Source organism: Citrobacter sp. Awk 2, assembly GCF_028069815.1.
In the GTDB taxonomy this organism is placed as follows: domain Bacteria; phylum Pseudomonadota; class Gammaproteobacteria; order Enterobacterales; family Enterobacteriaceae; genus Citrobacter.
Genome location: NZ_JANEWL010000018.1, coordinates 39,610 through 57,878, shown reverse-complemented (window position 1 = coordinate 57,878; position 18,269 = coordinate 39,610). Strand labels below are relative to the sequence as shown.

Below are 18,269 nucleotides of genomic sequence, written 5' to 3'. Positions count from 1 at the left end.
ATTTTATTGTTATCCAGTAGATTAGTTAATCCAAATACCTTTGCAGCATGACTGGATAGATGTTCAGCAATATCTTTGGCGCTGAGAATAATATCAGCAACTTCGCTTTTTGCCGACGTAAGATCAGTATGAGAAACAACTGCCTCTTTATTTATCTCTTTAATAATTTTTTTCACGTTCATTTCAACGATAAAACTGCTGCCTAAACCGTTACCACACACAATCAGAATTTTTTTCATCTTTACCTCACTATCCGTTGATAACGGCTTGAATTTTTTCCATTGAGGATGCTTTCAGCAATGCTGATAGTCTCTCATCATTGCTAAAAATATCCGCAAGGGCGGTGATCATATTAATGTGCTCATTTCCCGAAATCGCACACAACATAATCACCACATAAATAGGATCATTGTCTTGCGAGTCAAATGAAATACCTTTTTTAATATGCAAAAGCGATAAGCCGTTTTTAATTCCCCCCTGTTCCGGACGAGCATGAGGCATCGCCAGACCAGGCGCTAAAACATAATAAGGACCGAGTTCCTGATGGCTATTAAAAATGGCTTGAATATAAGCCTGAGTAATCGCTTCTTTCTCCAATAAAGGTTGTGCCGCTAACGTAATGGCTTGTTTCCAGTCACAGACTGAATCCACAATCTGGATATTCTCCGGTGGTAACCAGGTCGTGATCATAAATACTCCGATAGCGTTGAAAGTGAACCTACTATAGAGGAATGCCTTCACGTCTTACCGTGATCTCTCTCGCAAAGTTAGCGCTAACACGACAATAATGTTAAATTTATTGTTACCGCTAACTTTATTAACCATACTTATCATTACTTTGCAGTTGGGCAATGCGCAAAACGCTAAACATCATTTACAATGGCTGCCCAGACAGGCGAAAGGAGGATATCAGTGCAGACGTTAGAAGCAGACGATAGCGCGAGAGAGAAACGCAGGAAAAACACCGGTAAAATTACGCTCGCCGAAGTAGCAAAACTGGTCGGCGTTAGCACGATGACGGTGTCACGCGCGTTACGCATGCCTGAAAAAGTGAACCCTGAACTGCGCACCCGGATTGAAGCGGCGGTTAACGAACTGGGCTATGTGCCAAACCTGCAGGCCCGCAGCCTCGCCTCTGCTGACTCCAGTCTGGTAATGGGCGTGGTGCCTTCTTTTTCCTCCCCTGGATTTCTTGCCGTCTCCGAAACGCTGCAGACGGTGATCGCGACCCAGGGCTACAGCATGATGTTTATCGAGTCCGGCCAGGGTGGGCAAAGCGAAGAAAAAGCCTTTGCACAAATACTCGCCTACAACCCGGCGGCGATTGTTCAGTTTAATATTGATAACATCAGCAGTTGTTCGCAGATGATAAGTAATACCGGCGTACCGGTGGTTGAGATTGGTGCTATCAATCGCGATGCTAGCTGGGTCAGCATCGGCGTTGACTACGCTGCGGCCATTAAAAAGCTGGTCACTTCCCTTGCGCAGAGCGGATATAAAAATATCGGCCTGCTCTGCACCGCCTCCAATAATATTATGTTTCGCCAGGTGCTGAGCGGCTGGAACAGCGCCATGCTCTCGGTTAACCACTCCCCGCATCGCGTGGTGACTTCTCACCTACCAGCAGGCATAACGACCGGTTTAAATCTGCTGGGAGATATTCGTATCACCTGGCCAGAGCTGGATGCGTTGATTTGTACATCTGATGAAATTGCCTGCGGGTGCATTATGGCCTGCCACGGTGCGGGGCAAAAAGTACCCAACTCCCTGGCAATAGCTAGCTTGAGTGGCGGTACTCTTGCCGCTGTTTGCTCACCGTCTCTGACTGCCGTCGAGTTCCCATGGAGTGAAACAGGAACTCTCGCAGGAAAAACGTTGCTTGATCTTCTGGCTGGTAAATCGACAGATAAAGCCATTGAATTACCATCAACGTTACAAGTTCGCGCGAGCACCAGAAAAATGTAATGCGGTAATGTATTTATTGATTTGTCATCCTACCTACAGTCTCGCATATCTCCGTAGGCCTGATAAGCAAAGCGCCGTCAGGCATGGCAGTTATTGTCGGCTAAGCAGCGTTAACACTTCATAATGCGCGGTGTGGGGGAACATATCGAAAAGCTGGACGCGTTCAATGCGATACCCTGGCAACTCGCGAATATCCTTCGCCATGGTTTGCGCATTACAGCTGGAATAAACGATAAAACGCGGTGCCATGCGGGAGAGAAAATCGCATAGCGGCTTTCCAATCCCGCGACGCGGCGGATTCACCAGCACCAGGTCCGGTACTTCGCCCTGAGCGGTAGCAAACTGAGTTGAATCCAGCGCCTGAAAATGCAGATTCTGCAACCCAAGCTCCTGCGCTGACTGCTTCGCGCAGGTAATCGCCTCTGGCGCGATTTCAATACCCGTCAGTTTCATCTGCGGCGTAGCGCAATGCAGACCAAAACCCCCGACGCCGCAAAACAGATCCCACATGTGATTAACCGGAAGCTGACGCACCCAGTCACGCGCCGTGGCATATAACTGCCCCGCTACCACCGGATTGGTCTGGAAGAAGCTCTGCGGGCGGATCCACAACGGTACATCGTTAAAGCGTTCCGCCAGCGCCTGTTGTTCGGTCAGGAAGATTTCTGTCTCCCCTTCCATAATCGCCATATGCACCGGCTGAATATTGGCAGTGATCACTTTTAACTGTGGGAGTTGTGCCTGCAGCCACGGTAGCGCCGCGCGCAGCTGTGCCAGTTTTGCGTCAGAACGCAGGACAAAACGCAGCATCATACCGCCGTCAAACCGACTTTCCGTTAACAACAGATACTTCAGTTCCCCGCGTTTGCGCGCTACGTTATAGGGCGTCAGCCCCGCCCGAGCGATAAACGGCTTAAGCGCGGAAAATACGGGTGCAAAAGATGCGGGATACAGCGGACAATCGCACAAATCTTCAGGTGTACCGTCGCGATGCAGCATGCCCAGCAATGGTTTTTCCACGCTGCCGCTGACCACCATTTTGGCTTTATTTCGAAACGCGTTTTCCGCACCACCGATCGGCGCACACCATTCCCCGACCGAAAAATCGGCCAGCAGATGCTGGAGATCGGCTGTTTTTGCAGAGAGTTGTTCGGCGATGGGCTGCGTTATCCACTGACAAGAGCGGCAGCGTTCGGCGTCATAAAGTGCGCACTGCATACAAAAACCTACAAATTAACAGGGGGCGAAGATTATATACCCGTCATACTTCAAGTTACAGGTGTGTTGGCTGTGCTCACTCACCCCAGTCACTTACTTATGTAAGCTCCTGGGGATTCATTCACTTGCCGCCTTCCTGTAACTCGAATTATTTAGGGTATGCGCGTTATTGCAAACGGAAAAACCGCCTGCTAGACGCAGGAATAAACAGCAGTAGCAACACCAGCATATCCGGCAATTTTTGCATCACCAGCGTATGCAGGATTTCACGTCTGGACTCCCCCGCAATACTGAACAGTTCCGGATATCCGTAGCCCAGCGAAGCCGCCCACAGATAGACGCTAGCGATAACCTGGGTCAGCAGATAGACCCAGCGCGCCCAGTTCCGTCCTTTGACCAGCGAAAATGCGCAGAAAATTTCGATAAACAGCAGCACCAGACTGCCCAGAAATACCAGCGTCAAATTCCAGGTCTGCACACTGCGATGAATAAACTCACTGGTTCCACGAAAACCAAGCGTATTAAAAATCATCAACAGATCGAGACAGCGGATCATGATGATAGCCAGCGCCGCCACCTGCACCAAAGCAGGGACGTTTAAGCGAGCATGTGATGTGGATGATTTCTTAAAAAATCCCAACGCGTCGTCTTCCATGAAAACGGCGCAACCACCACAGCTGCGCCGTATAGACAGATTGGCAGATTTTAGTTTTTTCAGCCGCGTCTTGCACGTTGGATATCGCGTATCCGTTGTTTTTCTGTTCGCGCCATCAGATACCACGCGATAAATCCGATAATTCCTACCACGCCAAGGATCAACGTCGCCAGTGCGTTGATCTCTGGGTTAACCCCCATACGCACACTGGAAAATACCAGCATTGGCAAGGTTGTCGCCCCAGGGCCAGAAACAAAGCTGGCGATAACCAAATCATCCAGTGACAGCGTAAAGGCCAGTAACCAACCGGAAATGACCGCCGGCATAATCATCGGCAGCGTAATGACGAAAAAGACCTTCAGCGGCGTCGCACCGAGATCCATCGCCGCTTCCTCAATGGAGTGATCCAGTTCGCGCAAACGCGAGGAGATCACCACCGCTACGTACGCCGTACAGAAGGTGACGTGCGCCAACCAGATGGTCAACATACCGCGATCGGCTGGCCAGCCAATTGCATGTCCGAGGGCCACAAACAGCAACAGCAATGATAAACCGGTAATGACATCCGGCATGACCAGCGGCGCGGTGATCATAAAGGCGAAACCATTCGAACCACGAAAACGGCCAAAACGAACCATCACTACGGCAGCAATCGTACCCAGAATGGCTGCCATCGTCGCAGCACAGGCAGCAATCGTTAAACTCATGCCGACGGCACTCATCATTGCAGTATCGTGGAAAAGTTCACCGTACCAGCGTGTTGACCAACCCGCCCACACCGTCACCAGCTTGGAGCTGTTAAACGAATAGATAACTAACATCAGCATAGGGGCGTACAGGAACGTAAACCCCACGACCAGGATAAAGATCCGCCACGGCGAGCGGACGACCGGCAAATTATTCATCCGTGTTCCCCCACGCTTTTCTGCTGATACTTATGGAACCACATGATTGGCACAATCAGTAACAGCAACATGATGATGGCAACAGCAGACGCCACCGGCCAGTCGCGGTTATTGAAAAACTCCTGCCATAGCACACGGCCGATCATAATGCTGTCCGGCCCCCCAAGCAGTTCCGGAATAACAAATTCCCCTACTGCCGGGATAAACACCAGCATTGAACCGGCGATAATCCCGCCTTTGGTCAACGGCACAATCACGCTAAAAAAGGTTTTCAATGGCCGTGCGCCTAGATCCAATGCCGCCTCCACCAGCGAATAGTCAATGCGCGTCAGTGCGGTATAAATCGGCAGCACCATAAAGGGCAAATAGGCATAAACAATACCGATATAAACCGCCAGGTTGGTATGTAGGATCGTCAATGGCTGATCGATAACGCCCAGCCACATCAGGAAGTTGTTCAGCACCCCGTTATTTTTCAGGATCCCCATCCAGGCATAGACGCGAATCAAGAAAGAGGTCCAGGAAGGCAGGATCACCAGCAACAGCAAAATATTGCGTGTAGAAGGCTTACTGTGTGCCACGGCCCACGCCAGTGGGTACCCCAACAACAGACAGCAGATCGTCGAAATCCCCGCGACCTGCAAAGACTGCAGATAAGCATCGAAATAGAGCGGGTCATCCGTCAGTTGCAGGAAGTTACCTAAATTGAGCGTAATAGAGAGCTGACCATCGGCCCATGCCACAAGGTCTGTGTATGGCGGTATCGCCCGGGCCATCTCTGACAGACTTATCTTGAAGACAATCAGAAACGGCAATAAAAACAGGAGAACCAGCCACACATACGGCAGCGCGATCACCAGCTTGCGACCATGTTTCATTTGCAACTGCGACATATACAGCGTGAAACGGCTCGCTTTTTCGGCACGTGCCGGAGGTTCAAGTGTACTCATCTTTACTCCTTAAACCGTCAACACCACACAGCTGTCTGCATCCCAACATAAACGGACTTCGTCACCCCAGGTTGGTAATCCTTTACGATAACGATGTTCATTTTGTAGCTGAGCGCTCAGCATTTGGCCGCTTTTTAAACGTACGTGGTACACCGACAAATCACCCAGGTAGGCAATATGCACCACCTCGCCCACCGCAAAGTTATAGCCATCCGGCGGCGGTGCATCACAGAGCATGATTTTTTCCGGACGAAGCGCGACATACACCGGTACGTTATCGACAATGGAAGTATCAGCATCCACTTTTAGCGGATGCACCAGCCCCGGAGAATCAATCACCAGACCGTCCTCCTGACGCTCCTTTAGCAGCCCTTCAAAAACGTTTACCGAACCGATAAATTCAGCGCTGTAGCGGGTAGTCGGGTGCTCGTAGATCTCTTCCGGCTCGCCAATCTGCACAAATTTTCCGCGGTTCATGATGGCTATACGGCCCGCCATGGTCATGGCTTCTTCCTGGTCGTGCGTCACCATCACGCAGGTCACCCCTACTCGCTCAAGAATATCAACCACTTCCAGCTGCATGCGGTCACGCAGTTTTTTATCCAAAGCGCCCATCGGTTCATCCAGTAACAGCAGCTTAGGGCGTTTGGCCAGGCTCCGGGCCAGCGCCACACGTTGACGCTGGCCGCCTGAAAGCTGATGCGGCTTACGTTTGGCGAACTCCTGCATGTGCACCAGCCCGAGCATCTCATTCACCCGGCTAGCGATTTCCGCTTTCGGTAGCTTGTCCTGTTTGAGTCCAAAGGCAATATTCTGTTCCACCGTCATATGTGGAAACAGAGCATAGGACTGAAACATCATATTAATTGGACGCAGATAAGGTGGAACGTGCGCCAGATCGACACCGTCCAGCATGATTTGCCCAGTGGTTGGCAGCTCAAACCCCGCCAGCATGCGCAGCAGGGTTGATTTACCACAACCAGACGCACCAAGCAGGGCAAATATTTCGCCTTTGTAGATAGTGAGATTGACGTCATCGACAGCATGCTGACCGTCAAATGACTTCGTCAGGTTGCGAATTTCAAGCAGCGGGGTCAGCGCCTTACGGATTTTCGCTTGTGGGCGTGGGGTTGCATCATTCACTCAAGTGCTCTCCGGCATAAAACAAAGAAACGGTGCAAATAACGCACCTTATTGGTGCGTATTGCCGGGTTTTGTGTGTTCGGGATCGCGACATCCCCGGCAGGCACAAGCACCGCCGGGTCGTGCCCCGAACATCGGGTTATTTCCCGCTTTTCACCTTCGTCCAGGCACGGGTACGTACACGATCGATCTTCGGATCCTGAACTTTCAGTGTGAACAGTTTCGCGCGTACGTCCGCCGGCGGATAGATACCTGGGTTATCACGAACTTCCGGGCTGACCAGAGCCGTCGCTTCTTTGTTAGCATTGGCGTAGAACACGTGATCGGAAATATGCGCAATCACATCAGGGCGCAGCAAGTAATTGAGGAACTGGTAGGCTTCGTCTTTGTTTTTCGCATCTGCAGGCATCGCGAACACATCAAAGAACGCCATCGCCCCCTCTTTTGGAATCGAGAAGGAGATATTGACGCCATTTTTCGCTTCTTTCGCGCGGTTTGCGGCCTGCCATACATCCCCTGCCCAGCCAATCGCTACACAGGTATCACCATTTGCCAGATCGTTAATGTATTGCGAGGAGTGGAAATAACGAATATTCGGACGCAGTTTCAACAGCAAATCGGTTGCCGGCCCAGTGTAATCATCCGCTTTAGTGCTGTTTGGATCTTTACCCAAATAGTTCAGCACAGTAGCAAACACTTCTTCAGGCGCATCGAGGAAAGAGACACCGCAGCTTTTGAGTTTTTCCAGATTCTCCGGTTTCAGGATCAAATCCCAGCTGTTAACTGGGGCATCCGCACCCAGCACCGCTTTAACTTTATCCACGTTGTAGCCAATACCGGTGGTTGCCCACATATACGGCATAGCAAACTTATTGTCTGGGTCGTGTTTACCCACCAGTTTCAGCAGTTCAGGATCGAGGTTTTTCCAGCCAGGCAGTTTGCTCTTATCCAGGGGCTGGAATACACCCGCAGTCAGTTGCCGTTCGAGGAAACTGGCTGACGGGACAACGAGGTCAAAACCGGTGCTGCCAGCCATGAGCTTACCTTCCAGCACCTCATTGGAGTCAAATACATCATAAATGACTTTAATGCCGGTCTCTTTCTCAAAATTAGCCACCGTGTCCGGAGCAATATAGTCAGACCAGTTATAAATATGCAGTGTTTTTTGTTCAGCAGCGAGCGTGCCGGCAGAGATGGCCATCAGAGCACCTGCAACCAGGCCTGATAACCATTTTTTATTTAAGGCGGTCATAATCTCTTTCCTTCTGAAAGTTCGTTAACAAACGAACAAAAAAGTCACACTCTAATGATATGCAAGAAACGTGCATATTATTTCATGCGGCATCAATGAAAGAGTGGTCTCTCTCCCCGCCGCTATTGCTCGCTGATATCCGCTGACTCATTCAACATGCATACAGCTACAGATAGCTCATAATGGGCAAATTGAACGGTGACGTTTACAAGCCTTGCAAGAATAACTTTAGCCAGGAATTGTGGATATAGCCCAGATAAAAAAACGTCTTTTATCAATTTTTTATGCAGGTTTTGTCTATGACGTAAAGCGGAAGGGGCGGAATCGAAGTGAATAATTCTTTAAGAAAAGGTTAAATGCAGAATAAAAACGTGAAATACGCAACCGCTCTGGCAGCGGCTGCGCTATAGGTCCCCATATTCAGGAACTATTAGTGGAGGAAATGAACCTCTGCGTTGCTGTTTTGCCCGTCTTCTTCGGCGTTAAACAATAACTGATGTGCCCCGGCTTCAAGGATCACCATCGATATCTGTTCCTCGCTCTGACGCACAAAACATTCAAACTGTTCAAACGTCACACCCGGCATAACGGATAAAGACTGGCAAACCACCAGCTTTGGCAGATTATCATCCTGCATATCCAGAAAGGCTTTTACCGTCAGCGAGCTCGCATTGATAGCGGACAGATCGGCGGCCAACGGTAGCAACGCTGAAGGTCTGACTTCCGCCATCGCGGAAAACAGAATGACGTTATCCACCAGATCAATTTTTGCATCAAAAATGCCGTCGAAGTTCTGCATGTGTGGTAGATGCAGCGCCTGACAGGTATCACATTCAAAAAAACTCATGCCCAGGTCGTCGAGCCATTGACGCAACGTATCCAGAGTGGGAACGACCAGTGATGTCATAATAATGTGTGACCTCTATTGATGAAAAAATTACCGGCACAGCTTACGCAAAAAGACCGTGTCATACCACGATCGCTATCGATAATGCGTTTAGCCGCCGATTTTAAGACAAAATTCAGGAGTAGCATGACGTTCGATCCATTGGATCATTCGCGCAGCAATATCTATCCCAGTGGTTTTCTCCACGCCTTCCAGCCCTGGAGAGGCGTTGACCTCCATAACCAGCGGTCCGCGTTCTGCACGCAGGATGTCGACGCCAGCAACGTCAAGCCCCATCGTGCGGGCCGCTTTAAGCGCAATGTCTCTTTCCTGCGGCGTGATATTGGCAATAGTGGCAACTCCGCCGCGATGCAAGTTAGAACGGAAATCGCCCTCTTTAGCCCGCCGCTCAATAGCCGCAACCACCTCATCGCCCACCACGAAACAGCGAATATCTCGCCCCTTCGCCTCTTCGATATATTCCTGGACCAGAATATGGGCATTCAGACCACGAAATGCATCCACTACGCTCTCTGCGGCCTGGCGCGTTTCGGCCAATACCACACCGATCCCTTGAGTCCCCTCCACCAGCTTCACCACCAATGGTGCACCGCCGACCATATCAATCATATCGCTGGTATCGTCCGGCGAGTGGGCTATTCCGGTAATCGGCAGGTCAATTCCCTGTCGCGCTAACAGTTGCAACGAGCGCAGCTTATCGCGTGCGCGGGTAATCGCTACTGATTCATTCAGCGGGTAGCTACCCAGCATCTCAAACTGGCGTAGTGCTGCCGTACCGTAGAAGGTAATAGCTGAGCCAATTCGTGGAATGACCGCGTCAAAATGGGGAAGCTGACGGCCTTTATAATGGATAGAAGACGCCGCCGGGCTAATGTTCATATAACAACAAAGAGGATCGATAACTTCAACCAGGTGACCGCGTTGCATCGCCGCTTCACGCAGGCGTTTGCAAGAATAGAGCGTTCCATCCCGGGACAAAATGGCAATTTTCACCCTGCACCTCTCTAAAAGACCTGGTAAAAGCTGGCGTATCATACACTGGGTTAAACGCTTTAGCGCGTCGCCCATCCCTGTTTATGTAAATATTCCAGGATAAAGGGACGGCTTTCTTTAATGATGGTGCGGCGAATATGATCGCTCCAGGTATCGCGACGCGTGTTGCTACCCCGGGTCAGATAGTACTGCGCAAGCTGTTCATCATATTGCGACAATGCATCCTGATCGAGCGGCTGGTACTGGTTTTCATGCACCACCAGTGTTGCTGGCAGCCGGGGCTTGATGTCCGGGTTATCCGCAGGCCAGCCGAGACACAGGCCAAACAGCGGCAAAACATGTTTCGGCAGCTTCAGTAATTCCGTTACCGGCTCAATATTGTTACGCAGGCCGCCAATGAACACACCACCGAGACCCAGTGATTCAGCCGCTGTCAACGCATTTTGCGCCATCATCGCCGTATCAACCACGCCAAGCAAGAGTTGCTCAGCCAGCCCCAGTTGCGCCTCGGGGCAAATCTGCAAATGGCGATTAAAATCAGCACAAAAAACCCAGAACTCGGCGGCTTGTGCGACGTGCTTTTGTCCACCCGATAATGTCTCCAGGGACTCACGCAGATTTTGATCGGTAATACGAATTATCGTCGTGCACTGCAAAAAACTTGAGCTTGATGTTCCTTGAGCGGCAGCAATAATCGCCTCCCGCTGTGCATCGGAAATACCTTCATCGGTGAAATGGCGAATGGAACGGTGGCTGCGAATTAAATCAATGGTTGGAGTCATCTTTTTTTTCTCTGGCTGAATGGGAAGAAGCGTCGGGAGCACGCGACATCAGCTGCGGTGCCAACAGCTGCGCAATGCGCAACATCAATACCACTGCGGCGGGAAGCATCAACAGTACACCCAGAAATATCATTACCACACAGGCCAATGGCCCGTTTAGCGGTGCGGGTAAAGTGAGATAATCGTTAAGCGACAGCAGCGCCAGCGATAACAAAATCATCCCGATGATTTCCAGAATCAATACGCTTTTGGGTAACACGCCCACTGTGCGCATAGGTGCCTCCCGATAAATGGCGCTTAGTGTAAAACGTTCCGACTGCCCATGTTTAACAAAAATGCGGCATAGACTAAGGATATCAAAGCAACAGGCTGAACCTGCTTTCCATCCGTCACAAATCGCGGCATCATAACAACATTCGCCATCCGGCCTGATAAGTTCGAGGAGATAGAGATGTTTGCCGTTATTTTTGGTCGCCCAGGGTGCCCGTATTGCGTGCGCGCAAAAGAATTAGCAGAAAAATTGAGCAATGAGCATGACGATTTTAACTTCCGCTACATTGATATCCATGCCGAAGGAATTACTAAAGCAGATCTGGAAAAAACGGTAGGTAAGCCAGTTGAGACCGTTCCGCAGATTTTCGTTGATCAACAACACATCGGCGGCTGCACGGATTTTGAAGCGTGGGCAAAAGAGAATATGAATCTGTTCGCCTGATAGCTGTTTCTACGCCCTCCGCTGGAGGGCGTCATCAGTTTTTTTTCCGCCGCTGACGCTGGTTGAATAAACTACTGATAAATAAAAAACACAATGCGCCAAGCGCACACCAAAACACTGCGCTAAACAACCATGCCAGCTCTTGCCACAGCGAACGCGTCGGCATAAAAACGAACCGCATCAGCAACAAGCAACACGGCGCTGCCAGAATTGCACCAAGAAGGGGTTTGAGCACTTCCCGACGGTGGGAGAAAAAGCTTGCCACAGCGCCAGGCAGTATAAAAAATAACAACCCGACCTCAGGATGCCCAGCCGCTCTAAATGCACCTTTCATATTCATCGTTAATGAAAGACACACTACAATAAAGAGCACAAAGCAGCAGATCGCACCCGCCCAACTTTGCTTATGTTTCAATCGTTCCTCCTGACACCCTCTCTATCGAACACTCTTTTCGCCCGCAGGCGTCCAGTCAGATAAAGTTACTCGGCATTCCATGCCAAAAACACACCCACACGATTCTTATAGCCGTTGATACGTAATGAGATTAAACTAGCCGCATATATTGTCGTGCTGCATTATTTGGGGCTGTGTACGATGCTGTCGCCCCTTAATTTCTGGCAAAAACATTAGCGTAAATTGCCATTTCTTTCAATAGCTTACTAGTAAACAAGAAGTTAGCCTCCGTGAATATAAACGTCGCAGATTTGTTAAATGGGAATTACATCCTGTTATTATTTGTGGTCCTGGCTCTGGGCCTGTGTCTGGGTAAATTACGCCTGGGTTCAGTCCAACTCGGTAATTCCATTGGCGTTTTAGTGGTCTCCCTATTATTAGGTCAGCAGCACTTTAGTATTAACACTGACGCATTAAATCTTGGCTTTATGCTGTTTATTTTTTGTGTCGGGGTTGAAGCCGGTCCCAACTTTTTTTCGATTTTTTTTCGCGATGGCAAAAATTACCTGATGCTTGCGCTGGTGATGGTCGGTAGTGCACTGCTGATCGCCCTGGGGCTGGGTAAGCTATTTGGCTGGGATATCGGCCTGACGGCAGGCATGTTGGCTGGTTCAATGACCTCTACACCCGTTCTGGTCGGCGCGGGCGATACCTTGCGCCATTCAGGAATGGAAGGTACACAGCTATCCACCGCCCTTGATAACCTGAGCCTGGGTTACGCCCTCACCTATTTGATTGGGCTGGTCAGTCTGATTGTGGGTGCGCGCTATCTGCCAAAACTGCAGCATCAGGATCTGCAAACCAGCGCCCAACAAATTGCGCGTGAGCGCGGGCTGGACACAGACGCCAACCGTAAGGTTTATCTGCCGGTGATCCGCGCCTACCGTGTCGGCCCAGAGCTGGTTGCATGGGCTGACGGGAAAAATCTGCGCGAGCTGGGCATCTACCGCCAGACTGGTTGTTATATTGAGCGTATCCGCCGCAACGGTATTCTGGCCAACCCGGACGGTGACGCAGTGCTGCAAATGGGCGATGAAATTGCCTTAGTGGGCTATCCGGATGCACATGCCCGCCTCGACCCCAGCTTCCGTAATGGAAAAGAGGTGTTCGATCGCGATCTGCTCGATATGCGTATCGTTACCGAAGAGATTGTGGTGAAAAACCACAATGCCGTAGGTCGTCGTCTGGCTCAGTTGAAGCTGACTGATCATGGCTGCTTCCTGAACCGCGTGATCCGCAGCCAGATCGAGATGCCCATTGACGACAACGTCGTACTAAATAAAGGCGATGTATTACAAGTCAGTGGCGATGCGCGCCGCGTAAAAACGATTGCCGATCGTATCGGCTTTATTTCAATTCACAGCCAGGTGACCGATCTGCTGGCTTTCTGCGCGTTCTTTATTATTGGCCTGATGATCGGGATGATCACCTTCCAGTTCAGTAACTTCAGCTTCGGTATCGGCAACGCGGCTGGTTTGCTCTTCGCCGGAATTATGCTGGGCTTCCTGCGTGCTAACCATCCAACGTTTGGCTACATCCCTCAAGGTGCGCTGAACATGGTCAAAGAGTTTGGCCTGATGGTCTTTATGGCTGGTGTCGGTTTGAGCGCAGGTAGCGGCATTGGTAATGGCCTCGGCGCAGTGGGTGGCCAGATGCTAATTTCGGGTCTGATTGTCAGCCTGGTTCCAGTGATCATCTGTTTCTTGTTTGGGGCTTACGTATTGCGCATGAACCGGGCCCTGCTGTTCGGGGCAATGATGGGGGCACGTACCTGTGCACCAGCAATGGAAATCATCAGCGATACCGCGCGTAGCAACATTCCCGCTTTAGGCTATGCGGGCACATACGCGATTGCTAACGTTCTGTTGACGCTGGCAGGGACACTCATTGTCATCATCTGGCCTGGCATTGGTTAGAACTGTTTTTTTGCTTTTAATGAAAATTTTTTGCAGGTAAGCAGAACTTTTCTTAAAGGCGTCAGTCATAACTATTGCCACTGCTTTTCTTTGATGTCCCCAATTTGTGGAGCCCATCAACCCCGCCGTTTTGGTTCAAGGTTGATGGGTTTTTTGTTGCCTGAAATTCATACCCCTTCCAATCAATCGCTTACTTCATGTGTGGCGACAGCACTCCCTGAAGGGACTTTACGCCGGTATGGGATCTTTTAACGACGTGATTCTGCATACAAATGGAATGCCATTAATACGTGAAAATGACAACCTGGATTACCTGAACCACCGAAACACACCTTACAGGTGTCAGAACTAAGGGCAAAAAGAACCGCAGCATTTTGATCAGCAAAGAGCCAGAGGGTTCCTCTTGTGCAGACAATCAAAAATGAGCCAGGGAATAATTGAATCATCTAGTGCGTGATCAATATCACATAATTTTGGTTGGTAAATAATTACTGCTCACAATCCATAGAGACTGAAAATGAACTTCAAAAAATTAATGATGATCGGCTTTACCGTAGCAGTTTTAGCAAGCTGTACTACTGGTGAAAAAATTCACAATGTTCAGGTTGGCATGACAAAACAACAAGTAATTGATTTGCTTGGAACCCCTGATGGTGATGCAGTTAAAGGTAACAGCGAACAAATCCAGTACAGCAACCGGTTAACATCTGGTTGGGGATGGGATAAGGGTGATTACTACGTTACCTTTGAAAACGGGAAAGTCGTCTCTTATGGAAGCGGCGAAATCCGTGGTGCAGGCGCTCCCGTCAAAGGTGTTGTGGTATTTTAATACGCGCACTCTTATGACATTTGTTAGTTAAACTTTAGTGGCGGCAGCGGTTGGCAATGCCCCGTAGTCGCCACCTCTCACCACCAAACTAACTAATTGATTATCTTACAAGCCGTTGTTTTTACTAACCCGTTTACATAAATGGTTTTTTTGTTGCCTGAAATTTACCTCTCGTCACCTCTTTATCACCCATTCCCCCTCTAATTTGCAGCATGCCGGTTATGGCACATACTTTTAAACTGTGCTGTTTCCATAATAGGGGTTAGCAATGTTACTTACTGACAAAGTCGCAGTGATCTTCGGCGGCAGCGGGGCTATTGGTAGTGCGGTTGCGCAGGCCATGGCACGCGAAGGTGCCCATGTGTACCTGGGCGCGCGCAGTCAGGAAAAGCTTGATTTGGCGGCCAGTCGCCTGCGAATGGCAGGGGGTACTGTCGATACGTTTATCACCGATGTGCTCGACGAGCACGACACCTCAACACAAGTTACCCGCCTGGTACAGCAAATCGGTGGAATTGATGTGGTGGTTAACGCGACCGGCTTTATGCATGAACAAGGCAAGCGCATCGACGCATTATCCCTCTCTGAGTTTATGAGCGGTATCACCCCTTTCCTTTCGGCGCAGTTCAATATCGCAAAAGCCGTAACGCCGCACATGGGCGGCAATCGAGCGGGCGTCATTCTCACCGTTGTCGCGCCCGCGGCCCCGATGGCGATGCCTGGGCATCTCGGCCATATTGTCGGCTGTGCGGGAACAGAGGCTTTTATTAAAGCACTCGCCAGCGAACTGGGACCGATAAACATTCGCGTCGTCGGCGTGCGCTCGCATGCGATTGTGGACGCGGTAGCGGCCGGTTCCTATACCGGGGAGATTTTCACCGCTAAAGCGCAATCAATGGGTTTAACCGTCGAACAATGGTTAGGCGGTGCAGCACAAAGCACCATGATCGGACGCCTGCCTACGCTTGCACAAATCGCTGAGGTTGCAGCCTTTCTGGCTTCAGACCATGCCGGAGCAATGACCGCTACGGTGGTAAATATTACCGGGGGTGCAACCGTAAGCTAATTTACCGCTCTTTCACGCCGTGCGCTGCTGCGAGCCTTTTTTTGCGCTCGGGCGGGAACACAATGCTATACCGCACGTAATAACCAACGCGCTGACCAGATGATATGAATGCAGAGTGACGTGCAAAAACATCACGCTAAATAATCCGCCACTCAGTGGAATCAAGTGTGAATAGATCTCTCCGCGCGTTGCACCAATGGTGCTAATCCCTTTGTTCCATAACAGATATGACAGCCAGGAAGGAAAGATAACAAGATATGCCAGCCCAGTAATAACGCCTGTATTTGCATAGCTATTCCAGCCCGGCATACCATTGTGTATCAACTCCAGAGCCAATACTGGAATAAGCACCATCGCGCCTAGCAGGGCGCTCACGGCGACAAAGGCGTTTCCCTTTACCTCAACCGGTTTAATGCGTAAAAAAGCGCAATAGACCGCCCAGCTCAGCGCTGACCCCATCGTCCAGAAATCGCCCTGGTTCAGGTGTTCAAACACCCGCGCATGCATCACATCCCCCTGCGATATCAACCAGATAACGCCAACGGTGCTGAGGATCACGCCAGCAATATTACGCGCAAAGATCCGCTCTCTAAAAAAGAACTTATTGATTAACAGGACGAGAGCCGGTGTGGTGGACATATAAATCGCCGCATTGAGCGACGTTGTATATTGCAGACCGATATACAACGTTAAGGGGAAAAGAACCTGACCACATAACGCGAGGAACACGATAGTACCAAAGGATTTTCTCATCGCTGGCCACTGCACGGCGATCTGTCGGAAATAAAGTGCCATCAATAGCAATGCGGTAAATATCCAGCGTGCTGCAGATAAAACGATGGGATTAACATCGGCAACCAATATATGGCCGACCACATAGTTCCCACCCCAAAAACAGGCAGCCAGACTGAGTAAAAGATAGGGCATATTTGCGCCTTATTGTCAGGTGTACGGTATGACCACAAGGCTACGGCGGTGTCAGAATGAATGCTAATATAACGTTTTCATCCATGTGCATAGATTAAAACTATGAAATTCACGCTAAGGCAACTTGAGTTTTACATCGCACTTGCAGAAACATTACAAATTTCCAAAGCTGCTGCGCGCTGCCATATTTCTCAGTCATCAATGACCATTGCCATGCGGAATCTGGAAGAAGCATTAGACGTGCAGCTATTTGTACGTTACCCCAAAGGCGTGAAGCTCACCGCCGAGGGCGAGCGCTTTCTGGCACATGCCTGCAACATCATCAACAGCAGCCGCTCTGCCGTTGACGCTTTGCATGACCGAAGCGAAATTCTCACCGGTACAGTGCGTATAGGCATTGCCGAAACGCTCTCTGCCTATCTTATCCCGGATATACTCAACGATATTGAACGACGTTTCCCACTGCTGGAGATCGTATTTCATGAGGCCACAGCACCAGAACTGGTACAGGCGCTACGGGCACAGAAAGTCGATTTTTGCCTGCTCCTGACCTCAAATATCAGCCACGACACCGATCTGGAAATCGAAACGCTCATTCGTTCACAACGCCGCCTGTGGACGTCTGTTGGACATCCGCTCCAGAGCCAGCCCTCGATCCACCTTACTGATGTCGTAAAGCAGCCGTTTTTACTGCTGGAAACCGATAAATACCCTGACGTGATCATCGATTACTGGCGGCAGCGTGGCTATACGCCCAATATCTGTTTTCGCAGCAACTCTTTTGAGGCAATAAGAAGCCTGGTCGCTAAAGGCAGAGGAATAACCATTTTATCTGATCTGGTTTATCGCCCGTGGTCACTGGATGGCCTGCGCGTCATGCACAGAACAATTGATGATTTTATTACCTGGATGGACGTCGGGACGGTAAAAACAGCGGCTCAACCGCTGACAACAGAGGCGATGAAAGTCATCGACTTTTTACGTCAGGCGATTTCCCGCCTCGACAAGCCATTCTAATGATTTTACTTCTGCGGCACGCCAGCAATGCGTTCCACCATCATCAGAATATCTTCCCGCGATAGCGGTTTTTTGTCCGTGACAAAATGCAGCGTCATACCTTCAAGAAACGCATCCAGCGCGCGTGCAGTTACCGGCTCGAACCACTGTTCCAGCGTCTGCTGACTGCGTAACATCCAGTTTTGCATAACCGTCTTTAACGCCGGTTTACGACTGGCAAACGCATACAATTGGTACATGAGTTCCATATTGCCAGGCGTCGTGACCTGGGAGCTATAGATCATATCGGTAATGGCATGGCAGGCCTGTGACGCATTTTCAACACCGGCAAAAAATGCCTGATATTGCACAGACATGGTGTCAGTAAAACGCGCGAATGCCTCCATTAAAAGCTCATCTATTCCCGAAAAGTAATAGGTCATTGAGCCCAGCGGTACCTCGGCAATCATGGCGATTTTCCGGTGTGTAACCCCATGAATACCATGGATTATAACCGCATCCAGCGTGGCCTGGACTATTTTATCCCGTCGTTGTGGGTCGTTCGCGCGTCGCACTGCATTACCTCTTTTTGCATT

At 50.1% G+C, this 18,269-nt stretch carries 22 protein-coding genes; 7 read left to right on the top strand and 15 right to left on the bottom strand.

Annotated features, from left to right (window positions below; genetic code table 11):
* Together NNO02_RS07420 and NNO02_RS07415 are read right to left on the bottom strand one after the other, a co-directional pair.
* A partial coding sequence (locus NNO02_RS07420; protein WP_271454513.1) for a PTS sugar transporter subunit IIB occupies positions 1-239 on the bottom strand: 239 nt, incomplete at its 3' end.
* Between the two features lie 10 nt (positions 240-249).
* Positions 250-690, bottom strand: coding sequence for a PTS sugar transporter subunit IIA (locus NNO02_RS07415; RefSeq protein ID WP_271454512.1), 441 nt, complete (start codon positions 688-690; stop codon positions 250-252).
* 222 nt (positions 691-912) lie between these two features.
* On the opposite strand from NNO02_RS07415, the gene NNO02_RS07410 reads away from it, so the two are divergent.
* Complete coding sequence (locus NNO02_RS07410) at positions 913-1,965, top strand: LacI family DNA-binding transcriptional regulator (RefSeq protein WP_194210996.1); 1,053 nt, start codon at positions 913-915, stop codon at positions 1,963-1,965.
* Positions 1,966-2,055: 90 nt separating this feature from the next.
* Here the strand turns inward: NNO02_RS07410 and rlmC are convergent, their stop codons facing one another.
* The 10 genes from rlmC to NNO02_RS07360 all read right to left on the bottom strand — a co-directional run bounded on the left by rlmC (position 2,056) and on the right by NNO02_RS07360 (position 11,044).
* Positions 2,056-3,183 carry a 23S rRNA (uracil(747)-C(5))-methyltransferase RlmC gene (gene rlmC / locus NNO02_RS07405; protein WP_271454511.1) on the bottom strand — a complete coding sequence of 376 codons (1,128 nt, stop codon included), beginning with the start codon at positions 3,181-3,183 and terminating at the stop codon, positions 2,056-2,058.
* Between the two features lie 166 nt (positions 3,184-3,349).
* Positions 3,350-3,838 (bottom strand): YbjO family protein, encoded by a 489-nt coding sequence (locus NNO02_RS07400; RefSeq protein WP_271454510.1) that lies wholly within the window; start codon positions 3,836-3,838, stop codon positions 3,350-3,352.
* Between the two features lie 59 nt (positions 3,839-3,897).
* Positions 3,898-4,743, bottom strand: coding sequence for a putrescine ABC transporter permease PotI (gene potI / locus NNO02_RS07395; RefSeq protein WP_271440632.1), 846 nt, complete (start codon positions 4,741-4,743; stop codon positions 3,898-3,900).
* Entirely contained in the window at positions 4,740-5,693 is a 954-nt protein-coding gene (gene potH / locus NNO02_RS07390) for a putrescine ABC transporter permease PotH (protein WP_005123598.1), read from the bottom strand. Before potH ends, potI begins: the two co-directional genes overlap by 4 nt.
* A gap of 9 nt (positions 5,694-5,702) precedes the next feature.
* A complete protein-coding gene (gene potG / locus NNO02_RS07385) occupies positions 5,703-6,836 on the bottom strand; it encodes a putrescine ABC transporter ATP-binding subunit PotG (protein WP_061067606.1) in 1,134 nt (377 codons plus the stop codon).
* A 139-nt stretch (positions 6,837-6,975) separates the two neighbouring features.
* Complete coding sequence (gene potF / locus NNO02_RS07380) at positions 6,976-8,088, bottom strand: spermidine/putrescine ABC transporter substrate-binding protein PotF (RefSeq protein WP_048212156.1); 1,113 nt, start codon at positions 8,086-8,088, stop codon at positions 6,976-6,978.
* A 430-nt stretch (positions 8,089-8,518) separates the two neighbouring features.
* Entirely contained in the window at positions 8,519-8,995 is a 477-nt protein-coding gene (locus tag NNO02_RS07375) for a YbjN domain-containing protein (protein ID WP_202039038.1), read from the bottom strand.
* A gap of 90 nt (positions 8,996-9,085) precedes the next feature.
* A complete protein-coding gene (gene rimK / locus NNO02_RS07370) occupies positions 9,086-9,988 on the bottom strand; it encodes a 30S ribosomal protein S6--L-glutamate ligase (RefSeq protein ID WP_271454509.1) in 903 nt (300 codons plus the stop codon).
* Positions 9,989-10,047: 59 nt separating this feature from the next.
* Entirely contained in the window at positions 10,048-10,770 is a 723-nt protein-coding gene (gene nfsA / locus NNO02_RS07365; RefSeq protein WP_271454508.1) for a nitroreductase NfsA, read from the bottom strand.
* Complete coding sequence (locus tag NNO02_RS07360; protein ID WP_271440628.1) at positions 10,754-11,044, bottom strand: YbjC family protein; 291 nt, start codon at positions 11,042-11,044, stop codon at positions 10,754-10,756. Before NNO02_RS07360 ends, nfsA begins: the two co-directional genes overlap by 17 nt.
* Positions 11,045-11,221: 177 nt before the next feature.
* Here NNO02_RS07360 and NNO02_RS07355 point away from each other — a divergent pair, with 177 nt between their 5' ends.
* Positions 11,222-11,485, top strand: coding sequence for a GrxA family glutaredoxin (locus NNO02_RS07355; protein WP_005123606.1), 264 nt, complete (start codon positions 11,222-11,224; stop codon positions 11,483-11,485).
* 34 nt (positions 11,486-11,519) lie between these two features.
* Here the strand turns inward: NNO02_RS07355 and NNO02_RS07350 are convergent, their stop codons facing one another.
* On the bottom strand, positions 11,520-11,900 hold the full coding sequence (locus NNO02_RS07350) for an inner membrane protein YbjM (protein ID WP_271440627.1): 381 nt from the start codon (positions 11,898-11,900) through the stop codon (positions 11,520-11,522).
* A gap of 269 nt (positions 11,901-12,169) precedes the next feature.
* Between NNO02_RS07350 and NNO02_RS07345 the strand changes: the two genes are divergently transcribed.
* From NNO02_RS07345 to NNO02_RS07335, 4 genes are all read left to right on the top strand, one after another.
* On the top strand, positions 12,170-13,855 hold the full coding sequence (locus NNO02_RS07345) for an aspartate:alanine antiporter (RefSeq protein ID WP_040233921.1): 1,686 nt from the start codon (positions 12,170-12,172) through the stop codon (positions 13,853-13,855).
* Between the two features lie 199 nt (positions 13,856-14,054).
* Entirely contained in the window at positions 14,055-14,207 is a 153-nt protein-coding gene (locus NNO02_RS23840) for a DUF6966 domain-containing protein (RefSeq protein ID WP_442867894.1), read from the top strand.
* Between the two features lie 165 nt (positions 14,208-14,372).
* Positions 14,373-14,684, top strand: coding sequence for an outer membrane protein assembly factor BamE domain-containing protein (bamE, locus tag NNO02_RS07340; RefSeq protein ID WP_052951303.1), 312 nt, complete (start codon positions 14,373-14,375; stop codon positions 14,682-14,684).
* A 268-nt stretch (positions 14,685-14,952) separates the two neighbouring features.
* Positions 14,953-15,750 carry an SDR family NAD(P)-dependent oxidoreductase gene (locus NNO02_RS07335; protein ID WP_271454507.1) on the top strand — a complete coding sequence of 266 codons (798 nt, stop codon included), beginning with the start codon at positions 14,953-14,955 and terminating at the stop codon, positions 15,748-15,750.
* A gap of 12 nt (positions 15,751-15,762) precedes the next feature.
* On the opposite strand, the gene NNO02_RS07330 is transcribed toward NNO02_RS07335, so the two are convergent.
* Positions 15,763-16,677 (bottom strand): DMT family transporter, encoded by a 915-nt coding sequence (locus NNO02_RS07330; RefSeq protein WP_271454506.1) that lies wholly within the window; start codon positions 16,675-16,677, stop codon positions 15,763-15,765.
* A 102-nt stretch (positions 16,678-16,779) separates the two neighbouring features.
* Here NNO02_RS07330 and NNO02_RS07325 point away from each other — a divergent pair, with 102 nt between their 5' ends.
* Positions 16,780-17,694: a LysR family transcriptional regulator gene (locus tag NNO02_RS07325; RefSeq protein ID WP_271454505.1), complete on the top strand. Its 915-nt coding sequence runs from the start codon at positions 16,780-16,782 to the stop codon at positions 17,692-17,694.
* A 5-nt stretch (positions 17,695-17,699) separates the two neighbouring features.
* On the opposite strand, the gene NNO02_RS07320 is transcribed toward NNO02_RS07325, so the two are convergent.
* A complete protein-coding gene (locus NNO02_RS07320; protein ID WP_271440623.1) occupies positions 17,700-18,248 on the bottom strand; it encodes a TetR/AcrR family transcriptional regulator in 549 nt (182 codons plus the stop codon).
* Positions 18,249-18,269: the final 21 nt, after the last annotated feature.